This window comes from Micrococcus sp. EWR3.9.1 (assembly GCF_052615555.1).
In genome coordinates this window covers 99061-117263 of sequence record NZ_JBQXFD010000005.1, presented here as the reverse complement: position 1 = coordinate 117263, position 18203 = coordinate 99061, and the positions used below count along the sequence as shown (strand labels likewise).

14 protein-coding genes are annotated in these 18203 nt (G+C 72.2%); 11 read left to right on the top strand and 3 right to left on the bottom strand.

What is annotated here, in order from left to right; genetic code table 11:
- A complete protein-coding gene (locus ACUJ8O_RS05065) occupies positions 1-1182 on the top strand; it encodes a S1C family serine protease (protein WP_158183876.1) in 1182 nt (393 codons plus the stop codon).
- A gap of 13 nt (positions 1183-1195) precedes the next feature.
- On the opposite strand, the gene zupT is transcribed toward ACUJ8O_RS05065, so the two are convergent.
- Complete coding sequence (gene zupT / locus ACUJ8O_RS05060) at positions 1196-1984, bottom strand: zinc transporter ZupT (RefSeq protein ID WP_445373203.1); 789 nt, start codon at positions 1982-1984, stop codon at positions 1196-1198.
- Positions 1985-2049: 65 nt separating this feature from the next.
- On the opposite strand from zupT, the gene ACUJ8O_RS05055 reads away from it, so the two are divergent.
- The 10 genes from ACUJ8O_RS05055 (at position 2050) to ACUJ8O_RS05010 (ending at position 15830) form a co-directional block, all read left to right on the top strand.
- Positions 2050-3528, top strand: a complete 1479-nt coding sequence (locus ACUJ8O_RS05055; RefSeq protein WP_036316456.1) for a phytoene desaturase family protein — start codon at positions 2050-2052, stop codon at positions 3526-3528.
- 195 nt (positions 3529-3723) lie between these two features.
- Positions 3724-5586, top strand: coding sequence for an ABC transporter family substrate-binding protein (locus ACUJ8O_RS05050; RefSeq protein WP_036339161.1), 1863 nt, complete (start codon positions 3724-3726; stop codon positions 5584-5586).
- 151 nt (positions 5587-5737) lie between these two features.
- Positions 5738-7258 carry an ABC transporter permease gene (locus tag ACUJ8O_RS05045; RefSeq protein WP_036339165.1) on the top strand — a complete coding sequence of 507 codons (1521 nt, stop codon included), beginning with the start codon at positions 5738-5740 and terminating at the stop codon, positions 7256-7258.
- A gap of 5 nt (positions 7259-7263) precedes the next feature.
- Entirely contained in the window at positions 7264-8454 is a 1191-nt protein-coding gene (locus ACUJ8O_RS05040; RefSeq protein ID WP_445373212.1) for an ABC transporter permease, read from the top strand.
- Positions 8451-10331 (top strand): ABC transporter ATP-binding protein, encoded by a 1881-nt coding sequence (locus ACUJ8O_RS05035; RefSeq protein WP_445373202.1) that lies wholly within the window; start codon positions 8451-8453, stop codon positions 10329-10331. The genes ACUJ8O_RS05040 and ACUJ8O_RS05035 overlap by 4 nt, the downstream gene beginning before the upstream one ends.
- 114 nt (positions 10332-10445) lie before the next feature.
- A complete protein-coding gene (gene typA / locus ACUJ8O_RS05030) occupies positions 10446-12356 on the top strand; it encodes a translational GTPase TypA (RefSeq protein ID WP_036339171.1) in 1911 nt (636 codons plus the stop codon).
- Positions 12349-12915, top strand: a complete 567-nt coding sequence (locus tag ACUJ8O_RS05025) for a hypothetical protein (RefSeq protein WP_036316464.1) — start codon at positions 12349-12351, stop codon at positions 12913-12915. The genes typA and ACUJ8O_RS05025 overlap by 8 nt, the downstream gene beginning before the upstream one ends.
- Positions 12912-13238 carry a ferredoxin gene (gene fdxA / locus ACUJ8O_RS05020; RefSeq protein WP_036316465.1) on the top strand — a complete coding sequence of 109 codons (327 nt, stop codon included), beginning with the start codon at positions 12912-12914 and terminating at the stop codon, positions 13236-13238. Before ACUJ8O_RS05025 ends, fdxA begins: the two co-directional genes overlap by 4 nt.
- 5 nt (positions 13239-13243) lie before the next feature.
- Entirely contained in the window at positions 13244-14395 is a 1152-nt protein-coding gene (dapC, locus tag ACUJ8O_RS05015) for a succinyldiaminopimelate transaminase (RefSeq protein WP_127435468.1), read from the top strand.
- Positions 14396-14543: 148 nt separating this feature from the next.
- Complete coding sequence (locus ACUJ8O_RS05010; protein WP_095347502.1) at positions 14544-15830, top strand: citrate synthase; 1287 nt, start codon at positions 14544-14546, stop codon at positions 15828-15830.
- 110 nt (positions 15831-15940) lie between these two features.
- Here ACUJ8O_RS05010 and ACUJ8O_RS05005 read toward each other — a convergent pair whose 3' ends face one another.
- Complete coding sequence (locus ACUJ8O_RS05005; RefSeq protein WP_095347503.1) at positions 15941-16948, bottom strand: DUF559 domain-containing protein; 1008 nt, start codon at positions 16946-16948, stop codon at positions 15941-15943.
- Positions 16949-17203: 255 nt separating this feature from the next.
- A complete protein-coding gene (dapD, locus tag ACUJ8O_RS05000) occupies positions 17204-18169 on the bottom strand; it encodes a 2,3,4,5-tetrahydropyridine-2,6-dicarboxylate N-succinyltransferase (protein WP_371506663.1) in 966 nt (321 codons plus the stop codon).
- Positions 18170-18203 lie beyond the last annotated feature (34 nt).

Sequence of the window (18203 nt, the reverse complement as noted above, 5' to 3'; positions counted from 1 at the left end):
GTGACGCCGCCGGGCTGGCCGCCGCGCGCACGACGCTCGCCCCTGGCGTTCGTCATCGCGCTGTTCGGCGTGCTCGGCGCGCTGGTCCTGGCCGGGGGCCTCACCGCGCTCCTCGCCGGCCGGATGGTCGACGTCGCCGCGGACTCCGCCCCGAATGTGCCCGCCGCCGAGGCCCCCGCCCGGGAGGCGGGCGAGCTCGCGGCGGGCCTGACGCACGTCCACGACGGCGTGGCGGTGGACTGGTCCGCGTCGGCCCACGACGGATCGTCCCTGGATCCGGGCCAGCCGGTCGCGGACGCCCCGGGCATCCTCCTCGTGGAGACCGCCCTCGGCGCCCGCACCGGCACGGGGACGGGCATGGTGCTCTCCCCGGACGGGCTGGCGGTGACCAACTACCACGTGGTCGAGGACTCCTCGGAGGTGCACGTGGTGGTCGCGGACACCGGCGCGCGGCACACGGCCACGGTGCTCGGGCGCGATGCCGAGCACGACATCGCGGTGCTCGACGTCGAGGGCGTCTCAGACCTGCCGGTGGCCAGCGTCTCGCTGGACCCGGTGCGGCGCGGGGAGACGGTGGCCGCCGTCGGCAACGGCGGGGGCCAGGGCCGCCTGACGGCCGTGCGCGGCACCGTGCTCGGCACGGACCGCTCGATCATGGCCGCGGCCGAGGGCACCGATCAGTACGCGCGCCTGTCCGGCCTGATCCAGACGGACGCGGACGTCGTGCCCGGCTACTCCGGCGGCCCGGTGGTGGACGACGCCGGCCAGGTGGTCGGCGTGACCGTGGCGGCCAGCGATGGGACCACCGCAGACGAGGTGGACGGCTTCGCGATCCCGCTGGAGGTGGCCTTCGACGTGGTGGAGCAGGTCCTCTCGGGTGAGGAGACGGACACCGTGAGCATCGGCGCGGACGGCGCCCTGGGCATCATGGTCGGCGCGGATCCCGACGTCGGCGTCGTGGTCATGCAGGTGGACGCGGGCTCGGCGGCCGAGCAGATCGGCCTGGTCGAGGGCGATGTGATCCTCGAGATCGAGGGGCGGCCCGTCGGCGACGACGCCTCCCGGATGTCCCGCCTGGTCAACGACCACAACGTGGGGGACCGGATCATCGTCCAGTGGCGCACCGCCGACGGCGGGGTGCGCGAGGCCGAGGCGGTCCTGCAGCCGGCCCTCGTGAACTGACCGGCGCCCGCGCTCAGGCGAGCAGGTCCAGCGAGAGGGCCATCGCGGCCACGCCCAGCAGCACGCCGCCCAGCGCTGCGGCACGGCCCCCGGCCGCCCGGGCGGCGGGCAGCAGCGCGTCGAGGCTCACGGTCACCATCACGCCTGCCACGGCCGCGAAGACGGCGGCCACGAGCGCGGGCGTGAGGAACGGGGCCAGCAGCAGCCAGCCGATCAGCGCGCCCAGCGGCTCCGCGATCCCCGTGAACGCGGCCCACGCGAAGGCCTTGCGCCGCGACCCGGTGGCCTGCCGCACGGGCACGGCCACGGCCACGCCCTCGGGCACGTTGTGCACGGCCATCGCGACGGCCAGCGCGAGGCCCACCGACGGATCCTGCAGGGTGCCGGCGAAGGTGACGAAGCCCTCCGGCAGATTGTGCAGGCCGATCGCCAGGGCCGTCACCGTGCCCAGGCGCAGCATCCTCCGCCGGTCCAGGCCGGCCGGGTCGTCGACGTCGCCCGGCATCTCCGAGACGGGGTCGGGGACGGCGCGCTCGAGCAGCACGTAGGCGCCTGCGCCGAGGGCCAGGGCGGCCACCGCGACGGCGGTCGCCGCGGGGCCGACCGCCCCGCCCAGCCCCTCGACGGCGGCCGGCAGCATCTCCAGGAAGGAGACCGCGAGCATGACGCCCGCGGAGAGGCCGAGGGCGGCCCCCAGCCCGCGGCCCGAGGGCTCGCGTCCGACGATCGCCAGGACGCCGCCCAGCACCGTGGCCAGCCCGGCGAACGTCGTGAGAGCGAGCGCGGTCCAGAACGGGTCCACGGGGGAGGGCCTCCTGACGGGCGGCGGGCGGGGTGGGACCATCCTAGGGACCACAGGAGGAGACCATGACCGACACCGCCGCCGGCCCCGGATTCGCGCTGCCCCGGGGCGTCGAGCCGGGCCGCGCCGTCGTCGTGGGCGCCGGCCCCAACGGCCTGACCGCCGCCGCCCTGCTGGCCCGCGAGGGCTGGGAGGTGGACGTGTTCGAGCGGGCCCCGGTGCCCGGCGGCGCGTGCGCGTCCGCGCCGGTGCTGGGGGAGGGGACCGTGGTGGACCTCGGGGCGGCGGGCCATCCGTTCGGCGTCGCCAGCCCCGTGTTCCGGGAGCTGGGGCTGACGGACCACGGGCTCGCCTGGCTGCACCCGGCCATGCCGATGGGACATCCGCTGCCGGACGGGCCGGCCGCCCTCCTGCACCGGGACCTCGAGGCCACCGCCGCGGGTCTCGGCGTCGACGCGCGGGCCTGGCGGGCCGTGCACGGGGCCCTGGTCGCGCACGTCGACGAGATCCTGGCGGGCGCGCTCGGCCCGGTGCTGCGACCCCCGCCCCATCCGGTGGCGATGGCCCGCTTCGGCCTGCGCGCCCCGTGGCCGGCCGATCTGCTGGGCCGGGCGATGTTCCGCACGGAGGCCGCCCGCGCCCTGTTCACGGGCTCGGCCGCCCACGCGATCCTGCCCTCGAGCCGGCCCCTGACGGCGGCGTTCGGTGCGCTCTTCGGCGCGCTCGGGATGAGCTCGGGCTGGCCGGTGGCGCGCGGCGGGTCGGGGGCGATCGTCGACGCGCTCGTGGCGGTGCTGCGGGCGCACGGCGGTCGGCTGCACCTGGGCCACGAGGTCACGGACCTGCGCGCGCTGCCCGCCGCGGACGCCGTCGTGCTGGACCTGACCCCGCGCCAGGTGCTGCGCGTCGCCGGCACGGGCCTGCCGCCGCGATACGCCGCGGCCCTGCGCCGGTGGCGCCCCGGGCCGTCCGTGTCCAAGGTCGACTTCCTGCTCGACGGGCCGATCCCGTGGCGCGACGCCCGGCTCGCGGGCGCGGGGACGGTGCACCTGGGCGGGACCGCCGCCGAGATCCGGCGGGCCGAGGACGACGTCGCGGCCGGCCGGATGCCGACGCGGCCCTTCGTCATGCTCTGTCAGCAGCAGGCGGCGGACCCCTCACGGGCCACCGGGCCCGCCCGGGGGCACACGGTCGTCTGGTCCTACGCCCATGTGCCCCACGGCCACCCCGGCGACGTCCGTCCGCTGATCGAGGCGGAGGTGGAGCGGCACGCACCCGGCTTCCGGGACCGGATCGGGGCCGCGGTCGCGATGCGCCCGGCCGATCTGGAGGCGTGGAACCCGAACCTCGTGGGCGGTGACATCGCGGGGGGATCGCTCGCGGGAGCGCGCGCGCTCCTGCGCCCCACCGCGTCGCCCCGGCCGCACCGGGCGGGTCGGACCGGGCTGTATCTGGCCTCCGCCTCCACCCCGCCGGGCGCCGGCGTCCATGGCATGGGCGGGGCGTGGGCCGTGCGGACTCTGCTGGCGGACCGTCGTCGCTGACCGCGCCGGCGCCACGGACGGGACGGATCCAGATTCGGACTTTCGCGAACCTGAATGTTCCCGCTACAGTGTGCTCCATCTCACGGAACGTCCCGTCTCGACGGAACGGCCCGGGGGTCGTCTCGCACCACCAGGTCCCCACAGGGATGCGGGCGCGCGACGTCCTTGCACCTCTCATGAACGGAAGCACCTTCCATGAAGTACACGAAGCTCTCCGCTGCCGCGGCCCTGGCCGCCGGCTCGGCCCTCATCCTCTCCGCGTGCGCCCCGGGCGGCGGCAATGCAGGCGACTCCAGCAGCAACAGCGCCTCCGGCGCCAGCCAGGGCGGCGACTCGGGCGCCGGCAACGTCATCGAAGGGGACAAGGGTCAGAAGCTCACCGCCGAGGCCTCCGGGCCGGGGAAGGCCGACCTGGGCGACGTCAAGACCCAGGACGGCTCCATCGCGTACTCGGTGGGCGCCGACGACTTCCTGTCCTACAACGGCCTGCAGTCGAACACGTACACCACGTACAACTCGGCCGTCGCGGACCGCATGTTCTCGTCCTTCTGGTACTTCGGCACCGACGGCTCGATCATCCCGGACAAGGACTTCGGCACGTACGAGAAGACCTCGGACGACCCGCTGACCGTGAAGTACACCATCAGCGACGACGCCAAGTGGTCCGACGGCACCCCCGTCACCGCGGGCGACTTCATCGTCCACTGGGCCGCGAACAACGACACGATCAAGGCCGAGGGTGCCGAGACCCCGCTGTTCGACTCGATCTCCTTCGAGCAGGGCAAGTACATCCCGGAGGCGCCCGAGGGCGAGGCCGACGGCAAGGAGTTCACCGTCACCTACCCGGAGCCCTACGCGGACTGGGAGATCCTCATCAGCACCGCGCTGCCGGCGCACATCGTCGCCAAGGAGGCGGGCATGAGCTTCGAGGAGCTCGTCACCGCCGCGAAGGAGAAGGACGTCGAGGCGCTCACCCCGGCGGCCGAGTTCTGGAACGACGGCTGGGACTTCAGCCCCGGCGAGCTGCCGGACGCCTCGCTGGTGCCCTCCATGGGCCCCTACAAGTTCAAGGACGGCGGCTGGCAGGCCGGCCAGTCCATCACCCTTGAGGCCAACCCCGAGTACTGGGGCACCCCGGCGGCCACCAAGGAGCTCGTCCTCCGCTTCGCCGACCCGAAGACCCACGTGCAGGCCCTGCAGAACGGCGACCTCGACGTCATCGAGCCGCAGGCCACCGTGGACACCCTCCAGCAGCTCGAGGGCCTCGGCGAGGACGTCAACGTCCAGACCGGTGACCAGCTGACCTGGGAGCACGTGGACTACAACCGCGGCGAGGGCTCGGTCTTCGCGGACTCCCCGGAGCTGCGCGAGGCCTTCGCCCTCTGCCTGCCCCGCCAGCAGATCGTGGACAACCTGATCAAGCCGATCTACGCGGACGCCCAGGTCATGAACCTGCGCGAGGTCTTCCCCTTCCAGGACAAGTACCAGGAGGTCGTGGACGCGGCCTACCCGAAGGAGATGGACCAGCCGAACATCGAGAAGGCCAAGGAGCTCGTCGAGAAGTCGGGCGTCTCCAAGCCCACGGTCCGCCTCGGCTACCAGGCCGGCAACCAGCGTCGCACCGAGACCGTCGCGCTCATCAAGAGCTCCTGCGACCAGGCCGGCTTCGACGTGCAGGACGCCAACTCGCCGGTGTTCTTCAAGGAGGTCATGCCGGCCGGTGACTACGACGCCGCCCTCTTCGCCTGGGCCGGCTCGGGCCAGAAGGCCTCCGGCGCGAACATCTACCAGTCGGACGGCGCCCAGAACCAGCAGAGCTACAACAACCCCGAGGTGGACGCGGCCTGGGACAAGCTCGCCACCTCGCTGGACGAGAACGAGCAGCTGGAGCAGGTCAAGACCATCGAGAAGCTGCTGTGGGAGGACTTCCAGGCCATCCCGCTGTACGCTCACCCGGGTCTGGTCGGCCACAAGGCCGACGTCGCCAACGTGCGCGACACCGCCGCCCAGTCGGGTGCGCTGTGGAACGTGGAGCAGTGGGTCCGCGTCCAGGAGTGACACCCCGCTGACCTCTGACCCGGCGGTCCGCCTCCCGCGGACCGCCGGCGTCGGGATCGAGGACAGAGCCCGGCCGGGCACCGGCCGTGAACCGCGGCGAACCCGCACCCCTCCCTTTCCCTTGCACGCGCACGGAAGGTCACCCCCTGTTGTGCTGAAATTCATCCTCAAGCGCCTCGGCAGCTCCCTCCTGGTGCTGTTCGGCGCGTCGATCCTGCTCTTCTTCCTCGTGGCCCACTCGGGTGACCCCCTCCAGGACCTGCGAGAGTCACAGAACCCCAACCGCGAGACCCTCATCGCCGCCCGCACCGCGTTCATGGGGCTGGACCAGCCCTGGTACGCCCGGTACTGGGACTGGCTCCAGGGCATCGGCGGCTGCGTCACCGGTCAGTGCGACCTCGGCCTCAGCCGAAACGGCCAGTCCGTCGCCGACCTGCTGAGCAACGCCGCGGCCTCCACGCTGCGCCTCGTGGTGCTCGCGACCGTCCTGGCGATCATCATCGGCATCGCGATCGGCATCGTCACCGCGATCCGCCAGTACTCCGGCCTCGACTACGTGGTCACGTTCCTGATCTTCCTCTTCTTCTCGCTGCCCGTGTTCTGGGCGGCCGTGCTCCTGAAGGAGTACATGGGGATCCGGTTCAACGACTGGATCCGCAGCCCCGAGCTGAACTGGCCCCTCCTCATCGGGGTCGCCGTCCTCGCGGGCCTGGTCCTGCAGGCCGTCATGGCGGGCGACCTCAGGCGGCGCGCCTTCACGTTCGGCGCCACCGCCGCGTTCATCCTCCTCGCCGGCTGGGTGCTGTTCGCCGTCGACTTCTGGCGGCATCCGCAGATGGGCCCGGTCGTGCAGCTGGTCATCGGCCTGGCCGCCGCCGTCGGCGCCACCGCGGTGATCTCCGGTCTGCGCAACCGGTCGGTCCTCAAGGCCGCTCTGGTCACGGTCGCGATCGGCCTCGTCGCCTACTACGCCACCTACGGCCTGCTGTGGCGGACGCCGTCCGCACTGCTGCTGGCCGGCCTCGGCGTCATCCTCGTGCTGGTGGCCATCCTGGTGGGCCGGCTGCTCGGCGGCTTCTCCAAGGGCTCGGCCGTGTCTGCCTCGCTGGTGACCGCCCTGATCATGGGCGTGGCGATCGTGGCGGAACACCTGATGAACTACTGGCCGACCTTCCTGAAGGTCAAGCCGCGCCCGATCTCCACGATCGGCTCGGGCACCCCGAACCTGGACGCCCACTTCTGGGTGGTGTTCCTGGACCGCGGTGCGCAGCTTCTGCTGCCCACCATCCTGCTGACCATCATCTCGGTGGCCACGTACTCGCGGTACACGCGCTCTTCCATGCTCGAGGTCTCGCGCCAGGACTACATCCGCACCGCGCGCGCCAAGGGCCTGCCGGAGCGCCAGGTGATCCTGAAGCATGCGTTCCGCAACTCCCTGATCCCCATCACCACGATCATGGCCTTCGACTTCGCCGGCCTGATCGGCGGCGCCGTGATCACGGAGCAGGTGTTCGGCTGGAAGGGGATGGGCGAGCTGTTCGCCACCGGCCTGCGCGACGTGGACCCCATGCCCGTGATGGCGTTCTTCCTCGTGACGGGCACCGCCGCCGTGCTGATGAACCTCGTGGCGGACGTGCTCTACGCCGTCCTCGACCCCCGGATTCGAGTGTGAGCCAGATGACCACCAACAACTCCTCGATGACGGGCGCGCAGCTCGACGAGAAGCAGATCTTCGACCTTGCGGAGGCGGAGGACGCCAAGCTCCGCGCCAAGGCCGGGAAGTCCTACTCCCAGGGCGCCCTGGTCCGCAAGCGGTTCTTCCGCCACAAGGCGGCGATGATCTCCCTGATCGTGCTGGTCTTCATCACGCTGATGGCGTTCTCCTCCATCGGCTTCGCCGGCATCCCCGGCTGGTGGGACAAGTCCTACACGGCCGCGGCCTCCGTGGTGAACGGCGGTCGCCCGACGCTGTCGGTCGTGCCGCAGGCCTTCGGGGGCGAGGGCCTCCGCTGGGGCGAGCACCCCTTCGGCCAGGACACCACGGGCAAGGACTACTTCGCCCTCGTGATGCGCGGGACCCAGCAGTCCATGATCATCGCGGCCATCGTGGGCCTGCTCTCCACCGTGATCGGCGCGATCGTCGGCGCCGTGTCCGGGTACTTCGGCGGCTGGGTCGACTCCGTCCTGATGCGCCTGACCGACCTGATCATCGTCATCCCGCTGCTCGTGCTCGCCGCGGTGCTCGGCCAGATGGCCAGCGGCATGAAGATGGGCATCCTCCCGCTCGCGGTGGTGCTCGGCCTCGTGTCCTGGACGTCCCTGGCCCGCCTCGTGCGCGGCGAGGTCCTGTCCCTGCGCGAGAAGGAGTTCGTGGCGGCCGCCGTCGCCATGGGCGCCAAGCCGGGCCGCCTGATCTTCAAGCACCTGCTGCCCAACACGATCGGCGTGATCGTCGTGAACGCGACGTTCGCGATTGCGGGCGCGGTGCTGCTGGAGACCTCGCTGTCCTTCCTCGGCTTCGGCGTGAAGGCGCCGGACTCGTCCCTGGGCCTGCTCATCTCCGACTACCAGAACGCGTTCACCACCCGTCCGTGGCTGTTCTGGTGGCCCGGCATGATCATCCTCGCGATCGCCCTGTCCGTGAACTTCCTCGGCGACGGCCTGCGCGACGCCTTCGACCCACGCCAGGGTGCGGGCGCCCACCGCAGGCCCCGCTTCTTCGGTCGCCGCGCGGCCGCCACCGAGGCCGGTGCGACGACGGCGGGCGGTCTGGCCGCGGCCCCGACGGCCGGCCGGATCGAGGCCCCCGCGGAGGAGGCCGGCGGATCCGCACGGATCTCCGACGCGGACGAGGACGGTCAGCGATGAGCGCGAACGACAAGAAAGGCCGATCCATGTTCGGCAAGAAGAACGAGAACGACGTGACCGCCGGCGGGCAGGGCTCGCACGCGGCGTCGTCGGCCGACCTCGAGGCGCGCGGCGCCGCCGTGCCCGGCTCCTCCGGCGCCGGCGGCGTGCCTCCGGGCCCCGCGACGAGCGCGATGGGCGTCGTGGCCCGCCACGACGACCTGGGCGGCGAGCCGGTGCTCGCCTTCCGCGACGTGGACGTGAAGTTCGCGACCGAGTTCGGCGAGGTGCACGCGGTCAAGGGTGTGACGTTCGACGTCAAGCCCGGCGAGGTCGTCGCCCTCGTGGGCGAGTCCGGCTCCGGCAAGTCCGTCACGAGCGCCACCGCCATGGGCCTGCTCCCGGGCAATGCGGACGTCACCGGCTCCGTGAAGCTGGCCGGCCGCGAGGTGCTCACCATGACCCCGGGGCAGCTGCGCGGCATCCGCGGCGACGAGGTGGCGATGGTGTTCCAGGAGCCCATGACGGCCCTGAACCCCGTCCTCACCGTGGGAGACCAGCTCACGGAGGCCCTCGAGCTGCACGGCATCGCCTACGGCACCGAGGCGGACAAGCGCGCCGTCGAGCTGCTCACCATGGTGGGCATCCCCGACGCCGCCACCCGCCTCAAGCAGTACCCCCACCAGTTCTCGGGCGGCCAGCGCCAGCGCATCGTCATCGCGATGGCGATCAGCTGCTCGCCGAAGGTGATCATCGCGGACGAGCCCACCACGGCGCTCGACGTGACGGTCCAGGCCGAGATCCTGGAGTTGCTGCGTTCCCTGAAGAACAAGATGAACACCGGCATCCTGCTCATCACGCACAACATGGGCGTGGTGGCGGACATGGCGGACCGCGTGTGCGTGATGCTCCACGGCGAGCTCGTGGAGCAGGGCTCGGTGCACCAGGTGCTCCAGCACGCCCGGCACCCCTACACCCAGAAGCTGCTCTCGGCGGTGCCGCGCCTCGGCGAGCCCCTCGAGGTGGCGGAGCCGGAGCCGGTCACGGCCACGCAGACGCAGGCCCGGTACGCGATCGAGGCGGAGAACCTCCACCTCGAGTACGACCACCGCGGCAAGAAGAACCGCGTGGTCCACGACGTCAGCTTCCAGGTGGCCCCGGGCGAGATCCTGGGCCTGGTGGGCGAGTCCGGCTCGGGCAAGTCCACCATCGCCAAGTCGGTGCTCGGTCTGCTCACCATCGCGGAGGGCTCTCTGCGCATCCAGGGCCACGATCTGGCGACGATGCGCAAGGCCGAGCAGCGCGCCCTACGCAAGAACATCGGCGTGGTCTTCCAGGACCCGGCGGCCTCACTGGACCCGCGGTTCCCGATCGGCGACATCATCACCGAGCCGATGGTCGTGCACAAGGTGGGGGACCGGCGCTCGCGCCTGGCCCGCGCCGAGGAGCTGCTGGATGCGGTGCGTCTGCCGCGCTCCGTGGTGAACCGGTACCCGCACGAGCTCTCCGGCGGTCAGCGCCAGCGCATCTCGATCGCGCGCGCCCTGACCCTGGACCCCCAGGTGCTCATCGCGGACGAGCCGACCTCGGCCCTGGACGTGTCCGTCCAGGCCGCCGTGCTGGACATGTTCGCGGAGCTGCAGCAGCGCTACGAGTTCGCGTGCCTGTTCGTGTCTCACGACCTCGCGGTGGTGGACATGCTGGCCCACAAGGTGCTCGTCCTCAAGGACGGCCGCCAGGTGGAGCAGGGCCCCACGGAGGAGGTGCTCCACCGTCCGAAGGAGGAGTACACCCGTCGCCTCCTGGCGGCGGCGCCCGTGCCGGACCCGGACCAGCAGGCGGAGCGTCGCCAGGAGCGCCGGGAATTCCTCGCCTCCCTCGGCGAGGGCGTCTACTGACCGCTCGGGCCCACCGGCCCGCCTGTCCACGGCGGCCCCTGCGCGTACAATCGCACGGGGGCCGCCGTCGGCGTGTGCCTCCACCCCTTTGATGTCGAACCGGACAGGACGCCCATGACCTCGACCGAAACCCGCCGCTCCGATCTGCGCAACGTGGCCATCGTGGCCCACGTGGACCATGGCAAGACCACGTTGGTGGACGCCATGCTGCGCCAGACCGGTGCCTTCAACACGCACGGCGACGTCGCCGAGCGGGTCATGGACTCCGGGGACCTGGAGAAGGAGAAGGGGATCACGATCCTCGCCAAGAACACCACGGTGTTCTACTCCGGCCCGTCCGCCCCCGAGGGCGAGACCGTCACCATCAACGTGATCGACACCCCCGGCCACGCCGACTTCGGCGGCGAGGTGGAGCGCGGCCTGTCCATGGTGGACGGCGTCGTGCTCCTCGTGGACTCCTCCGAGGGCCCGCTGCCCCAGACCCGCTTCGTGCTCCGCAAGGCCCTCGCGGCCAAGCTGCCCGTGATCCTTGTGGTCAACAAGACGGACCGCCCCGACGCGCGCATCGACGGGGTCGTCTCCGACTCCATGGACCTGCTGCTCGGCCTGGCCTCGGACCTGGCCGAGGAGGACCCGGACCTGGACCTCGACTCGGTGCTGGACGTCCCCGTCGTCTACGCCTCGGGCAAGGCCGGCCGCGCCTCCCTGACCCAGCCCGCCGACGGCGCCCTGCCGGAGGCCGAGGACCTCGAGGCCCTCTTCAACGTGATCATGGAGCACATCCCGGCCCCGTCCTACACCGAGGGCGAGGTCCTCCAGGCGCACGTCACCAACCTGGACGCCTCCCCGTTCCTCGGCCGCCTCGCGCTGCTGCGCATCTTCAACGGCACCCTTCGCAAGGGCCAGCAGGTCGCGTGGGCCCGCCAGGACGGCGCCCTGAAGACCGTGAAGATCACCGAGCTGCTGGCCACCAAGGGCCTCGGGCGCGTGCCCGCGGAGGAGGCCGGCCCGGGCGAGATCGTCGCCGTCGCCGGCATCGAGGACATCATGATCGGTGAGACCCTCACCGACGCGGAGAACCCGAAGCCGCTGCCGCTGATCACGGTGGACGACCCGGCCATCTCCATGACCGTGGGCATCAACACCTCCCCGCTGGCCGGCCGCGTCAAGGGCGCCAAGGTCACGGCCCGCCAGGTGAAGGACCGCCTGGACAAGGAGCTGATCGGCAACGTCTCGCTCAAGGTGCTCCCCACCGAGCGCCCGGATGCGTGGGAGGTGCAGGGCCGCGGCGAGCTCGCCCTGGCCATCCTCGTGGAGCAGATGCGTCGCGAGGGCTTCGAGCTCACCGTGGGCAAGCCGCAGGTGGTCACCCGGACCGTGGACGGCAAGGTCCACGAGCCGATGGAGCGCATGACCATCGACATCCCCGAGGAGTTCATGGGCGCGGTCACGCAGCTCATGGCCGCGCGCAAGGGCCGCATGCAGGAGATGTCCAACCACGGCACGGGCTGGATCCGCATGGAGTTCCTGGTCCCGGCCCGCGGCCTGATCGGGTTCCGCACCCGCTTCCTCACCGAGACCCGCGGCGCAGGCATCGCCTCCTCCTACGCGGCCGGCTACGAGCCGTGGACCGGTGAGATCGAGTACCGCACCAACGGCTCCCTCGTGGCCGACCGGGCGGGCACCGCCACGCCGTTCGCCATGATCAACCTGCAGGAGCGCGGCACCTTCTTCGTGCAGCCGGGCGCTGAGGTGTACGAGGGCATGATCGTGGGCGAGAACTCGCGCGCCGACGACATGGACGTGAACATCACCAAGGAGAAGAAGCTCACCAACATGCGTGCGGCCTCCTCCGAGTCGTTCGAGGGCCTGACGCCCCCGCGCCGGCTCACCCTCGAGGAGTCCCTCGAGTTCGCCCGCGAGGACGAGTGCGTGGAGATCACCCCCGAGGACATCCGCATCCGCAAGGTCGTCCTGGACGCCAATGAGCGCCTGAAGGCCGCGCGCGCCCGCGCCCGTGCCTGAGCGTCCCCGCCGCCGCGCCCGGCCCGCCGACGTGGTGGGCGGGGCGTTGCTCGGCGTCGTCGCCGGCGCGCTCGGCACCGCCGTCCATCTGAACCTGGCCTCCCTGCCGGGCGGCTGGACCCTGCCCTGGGGTGCGGTGCTGGCGCTTGTGCTCGTGGGCTCGACACAGCGCTGGTGGATGGTCCGACGCGCGGGCCGCGGCGGGCGCGCCCTGCCGGCGGGGGCCGCGGTCGTCGCCGGCGCGTTCACCGCCGTCCTGGCCCTGCAGCGCCTGCCGGTGGACGACGCCCTGGGGTTGTCCTGGACGGCCGGCCTGTGGGCGGCGGCGCCGGGCGCCGTCGTCGCCTCCGTGGCCTGGAACGTCGGCCAGCCGGTGCTCGGTATGGTCCTGTTGGCCGCGGGCCGGCGGCTGGACCGCCGACCCGCGGAGGCCGCCGAGGCCGCCACGCGCCCCCGCCGGGCCACTGTGACCGCCCGCGAAACGCGTCCGGGGGAGCGAGTACCCTGGACCGCAGCCCCGCAACCCCGTGCCCAGAGAGAGGTGGACGGTCAGCCATGACCTACGTGATCGCGTTGCCGTGTGTGGACGTCAAGGACAAGGCGTGCATCGACGAATGCCCCGTGGACTGCATCTACGAGGGTGAGCGCATGCTCTACATCCACCCGGACGAATGCGTCGACTGCGGTGCGTGCGAGCCGGTGTGCCCCGTCGAGGCCATCTACTACGAGGACGACACCCCCGAGGAGTGGGCCGAGTACTACAAGGCCAACGTCGAGTTCTTCGACGACCTGGGCTCCCCGGGCGGCGCCGCCAAGCTGGGCATGATCGCCAAGGACCACCCGATCATCTCCGCTCTGCCCCTGCAGAACGCGGACGCCTGAGCCCCATGCTGACGCTGCCGGACTACCCGTGGGACACGCTCACCCCCTACCGTGAGCGTGCCGCCGCCCACCCGGACGGCGTCGCGGACCTGTCCATCGGCACGCCCGTGGATCCGACGCCGGCGCTGATCCGCCGGGCCCTGACCGAGGCCGCCGACGCGCACGGCTACCCGACGACGCACGGCACGGACGACCTGCGCCGCGCGGTCGTCGACTGGTACGCCCGGCGTCGCGGGGTGTCCGGGCTGGACCCGGCGGCCGTGGTGCCCACGGTCGGGTCCAAGGAGTTCATCGCGTGGCTGCCCACGCTGCTCGGGCTGGGCGCAGGCGACGTCGTCGTCCACCCCGAGGCCGCCTACCCCACCTATGCGGTGGGCGCGCTGCTGGCCGGGGCGGAGGCCGTGGCCGCGGACGACCTCGACGCGCTGGCGCCCGAGGTGCGGGAGCGGGTGCGCCTCGTGTGGACCAACTCGCCGGCCAACCCCACCGGCGCCGTGCTGGACGCGGCGGCGCTGCGCCGCACGGTGGACGCCGCCCGTGACGTGGGCGCCGTGGTGTGCGGGGACGAGTGCTACGCCGAGCTCGGCTGGGACGCGTGGGACGGGGCCGTCGTGCCCTGCATCCTGTCCGACGAGGTCTCCGGTGGCGACCTGACGGGCCTGCTGAGCGTCTACTCGCTGTCCAAGCAGTCCAACCTCGCCGGCTACCGCGCCGCGTTCGCCGCGGGGGATCCGCAGCTCGTGGCGACCCTGATCAACACCCGCAAGCACGCGGGCATGATCGTGCCCGCCCCGGTGCAGCACGCGATGGCCGTGGCCCTGGCCGACGACGCACACGTCGCGGAGCAGAAGGACCGCTACCGCCGCCGTCGGGACGCGCTGCGCACCGCGCTGGAGGCCTCCGGCCACACGGTGGACCACTCCGAGGCGGGGCTGTACCTGTGGACCCGGCGGGCGGACCTGGACCCGGCCGACGCCACGGCGCAGGACTCGTGGGACCTGCTGGGCGACCTGGCGGACCTGGGCATCATCGCCGGGCCCGGCGTGTTCTACGGTGCCGGCGGCGACGGCTACGTCCGCGTGGCGATCACCGCCACGGACGAGGCGGTCGCCCGGGCCGCGGCGAGACTCACGGCCCGCGGGCCGCGGACCGGCTGAGCCGGGGTCGGGGGCCGTCGTCGGGGGAAGCGACCGCGCGTCCCGGGCCGGTCCTTGATAGTTTGGAGCAGAGTCGTCCCCGCGTGGGCGCGCCCACATGGGCGTGCGAACCCGGGCCATCGAGAAGACAAGACGAGGGAGCACACCCGTGACCCATCACGAGTCCGTCCGGCTGACCGTCGGCGAGCAGAGCCTGGACCTGGGCGTCGAGTACGCCACAGAGGGCAACAACGGCATCAACATCGCCCCGCTCCTGAAGGAGACCGGCGACGTCACCTACGACCCGGGCTTCATGAACACGGCGAACGCCAAGTCGGCCGTCACGTTCATCGACGGCGACCAGGGCATCCTGCGCTACCGCGGCTACGCCATCGAGGACCTCGCCGAGCACTCCTCGTTCATGGAGGTGGCCTACCTGCTGATCTACGGTGAGCTGCCCGAGTCCCAGGAGACCCTGGAGGCCTGGGAGACCAACATCCTGCGCCACAACATGGTGCACGAGGACCTCAAGCTGTTCTTCAACGGCTTCCCGCGGGACGCGCACCCCATGCCGGTGCTGTCCTCCTCCGTGTCCGGGCTGTCCACGTTCTACCCGGACTCCCTGGACCCGCACGATCCGGAGCAGGTCCACATCTCCACCGTGCGTCTGCTGGGCAAGCTGCCGGTGCTGGCCTCCTACGCGTTCAAGAAGTCGCTGGGCCAGCCGTTCATGTACCCGCACAACTCGCTGAACTACGTGGAGAACTTCCTCCGCCTGTGCTTCGGCGTGCCGGCCGAGGAATACGACATCGACCCGGACGTGGTCAAGGCCCTCGACCTGCTGCTCATGCTGCACGCGGACCACGAGCAGAACGCCTCCACCTCGACGGTGCGCCTGGTCGGCTCCACCCAGGCCAACCTGTTCGCCTCGGTGTCCGCCGGCATCAACGCCCTCTACGGCCCGCTGCACGGTGGCGCCAACGAGGCCGTGCTGAACATGCTCCGGAAGATCAAGTCGGAGGGCATCACGCCCGAGGACTTCATGGAGAAGGTGAAGAACAAGGAGGACGGCGTCCGTCTGATGGGCTTCGGGCACCGCGTGTACAAGAACTACGACCCGCGGGCCAAGATCATCAAGAAGACCGCCGAGGACATCCTGGGCAAGATGGGCGGCAACGACGAGCTGCTGGAGATCGCCCAGCGTCTCGAGGAGAAGGCCCTCGCCGACGACTACTTCGTGGAGCGCAAGCTCTACCCGAACGTCGACTTCTACACCGGCGTGATCTACAAGGCCATGGGCTTCCCGGAGAAGATGTTCACCGTCCTCTTCGCCCTGGGCCGCCTGCCCGGCTGGATCGCCCAGTGGCGCGAGCTCATGGAGGACCCGGCCACCAAGATCGGCCGCCCGCGCCAGATCTACGTGGGCGAGCAGCTGCGCCAGTACCCGCAGCGCTGACCCGGGGGCGCTGACCCTGGGGCGCTGACCCTGCGTTTGGGGGCGGTTTCGGGTGGTATTCCGACGGAATACCACCCGAAACCGCCCCCAATGCGTTCGCCGGAGCGTCTTCATGTCGAGGCGGAGTGGCCGAGGCGGCGTCGGACCACCGCGACGACGCCACGGAAGTCCTCGCGCCCATCGGCCCAGGTGACGCGGAGCGTCGTCCAGCCGCGCGCCTGGCCGTAGCGGTCCCGGCGGGCGTCGCGCGCCTGCTGCTCCCGCGTGCGGTGCCCGGCACCGTCGTACTGCAGGGCCAGGCGCACGTGGCGGTAGGCGAGGTCGGCCACGGGGGAGAAGGGGTCCTCGGGTTCGAGCGCGGCCTGCAGCCCCGGCTCCGGCAGCCCGCCGGCCACGAGGGCGAGGCGCAGGCGGGTCTCGGGCGGCGAGTCCGCCCCGACGCGAACGGAATCCAGCGCCTCCCGGGCGGCCGGGCGGCCGTGGAAGCGTCCGGACGCGTGCAGCGCCGACCGCAGCGCGGCGATCGTGGTGGCCGGATCCGTCCGGCCCGCGGGCGTCCACGGGTGCCGGACGGCGTGGTCCCCGGCGGCCACGAGGTCCTCGAACGTCCACGGGGGAGTCAGGGAGCACAGGTCCAGCCAGGTGCGATCGACCGTGGTGACGCGCAGGCCGTGCACGTGCGTGACGAACTCGGGCGCCAGCGGCCGCCGGTGGTCCATCAGACCAGCCCGCCGGACGCGTCGTGTCCCCCGGGCCACGGTGAGGTGAACCGGCGGGTCGACGTCGAGCTCGCCGGTCGCCGGGTCGCGCCGCCGCCAGGCACGCGCGGGCATCGGCAGACCGTGCAGGTGGGCCGCGGTCTCGTGGGAGAGGACGGCATCCGGGCGTCGGCGCAGAAGCGCGGCGAGGTGATCGGGGGAGAAGCCGTGCCCGGGCTCGGGCAGGCCCAGGTCGGCCCATCCCGTGCCAGGGTGCGCCCGCTGCCGGTGGATGCCCTGCCCCACCCGCTCCAGGTCCGACCGGCGGGCGCGGTCGGGCGGCAGTCCCAGTCGGGCCAGGTCCGTGGCCAACAGGACGGCGGGCTGGTCGGGCGGCAGAGGAGTCACGACGCGCGGCATGCACCCATCGGACGACACCGGCGGGGCGCCCGGGGCGAGGTGGACGTGGCACGGGGACGACGCGCGGGGCGAGCGCCGCTGTGCAGGAGCCGGCGGCCCGCGCCGCGTGCCGCCGTCGTCGCCCCGCCCCCGGACCGCCGTGGAGCTCCGGGGGCGATAGTGGGCGTTATCCCGGCGGGATACCACCGGAAATCGCCCCCCAACGCGGCGGGGAACGGGGAGGGGAGGGAAGAGCCGCGGGCCTGGCGCGACGGGTCAGTTCGCGTGCAGCGCAGCGTTCAGTTCGACGGTCCGGCCGGCGCGGGGGAGGGCCTCGACCCGGCCCGTGGTGGAGTTGCGGCGGAACAGCAGGTTCGGCACGCCGGAGAGGTCCACGGCCTTCACGGTCCGCGCCGCCTCGCCGTCCTGGAGCACGCTCACGCGCGTGCCCGCGGTGACGTACAGACCGGCCTCGACCACGCAGTCGTCGCCGACGGAGATGCCCACGCCGGAGTTCGCGCCGAGCAGCACGTGCTCGCCGATCACGATCCGCTGGGTGCCGCCGCCGGAGAGCGTGCCCATGATGGACGCGCCGCCTCCGACGTCGGACCCGTCGCCCACCACGACGCCGGCCGAGATCCGGCCCTCCACCATCGAGTGCCCCAGGGTGCCCGCGTTGAAGTTGACGAAGCCCTCGTGCATCACGGTCGTCCCCTCGGCCAGGTGGGCGCCCAGGCGCACCCGGTCCGCGTCGCCGATGCGCACCCCGGAGGGCACGACGTAGTCCGTCATGCGCGGGAACTTGTCCACGCCGTACACCTGCACGGCGCCGCGGGCACGCAGCCTCGCCCGCGTCAGCTCGAAGTCGGCGACCGCGCAGGGTCCGTGGTTCGTCCACACCACGTTGGTGAGCAGCCCGAAGACGCCGTCGAGGTTGAGCTCGTTCGGCCGCGCCAGGCGGTGCGAGAGGGCGTGCAGGCGCAGCCACGCGTCCGCGGTGGAGGCCGGGGCGGCGTCCAGGTCGACTTCCAGCTCGACGACGGCCTGCGTGGTCCCGCGGTCCGCGTCGTCCGCGGCGAGGGCGCGCAGGGTGTCGCGCAGCGAGGCGTCCGCAGCGGAGAGCGGGCCGGCCACGGGGGCGGGGAACCACACGTCCAGGACGGCGCCGTCGGCGGCCGTGGTGGCCAGGCCGTGGCCGGAGACGAGACGGGAGGAGGGCTGCTGTGCGGCGGTCTGGGTCATGCGCCTCAGCCTACTGAGTGGCGGTGGCACGCTG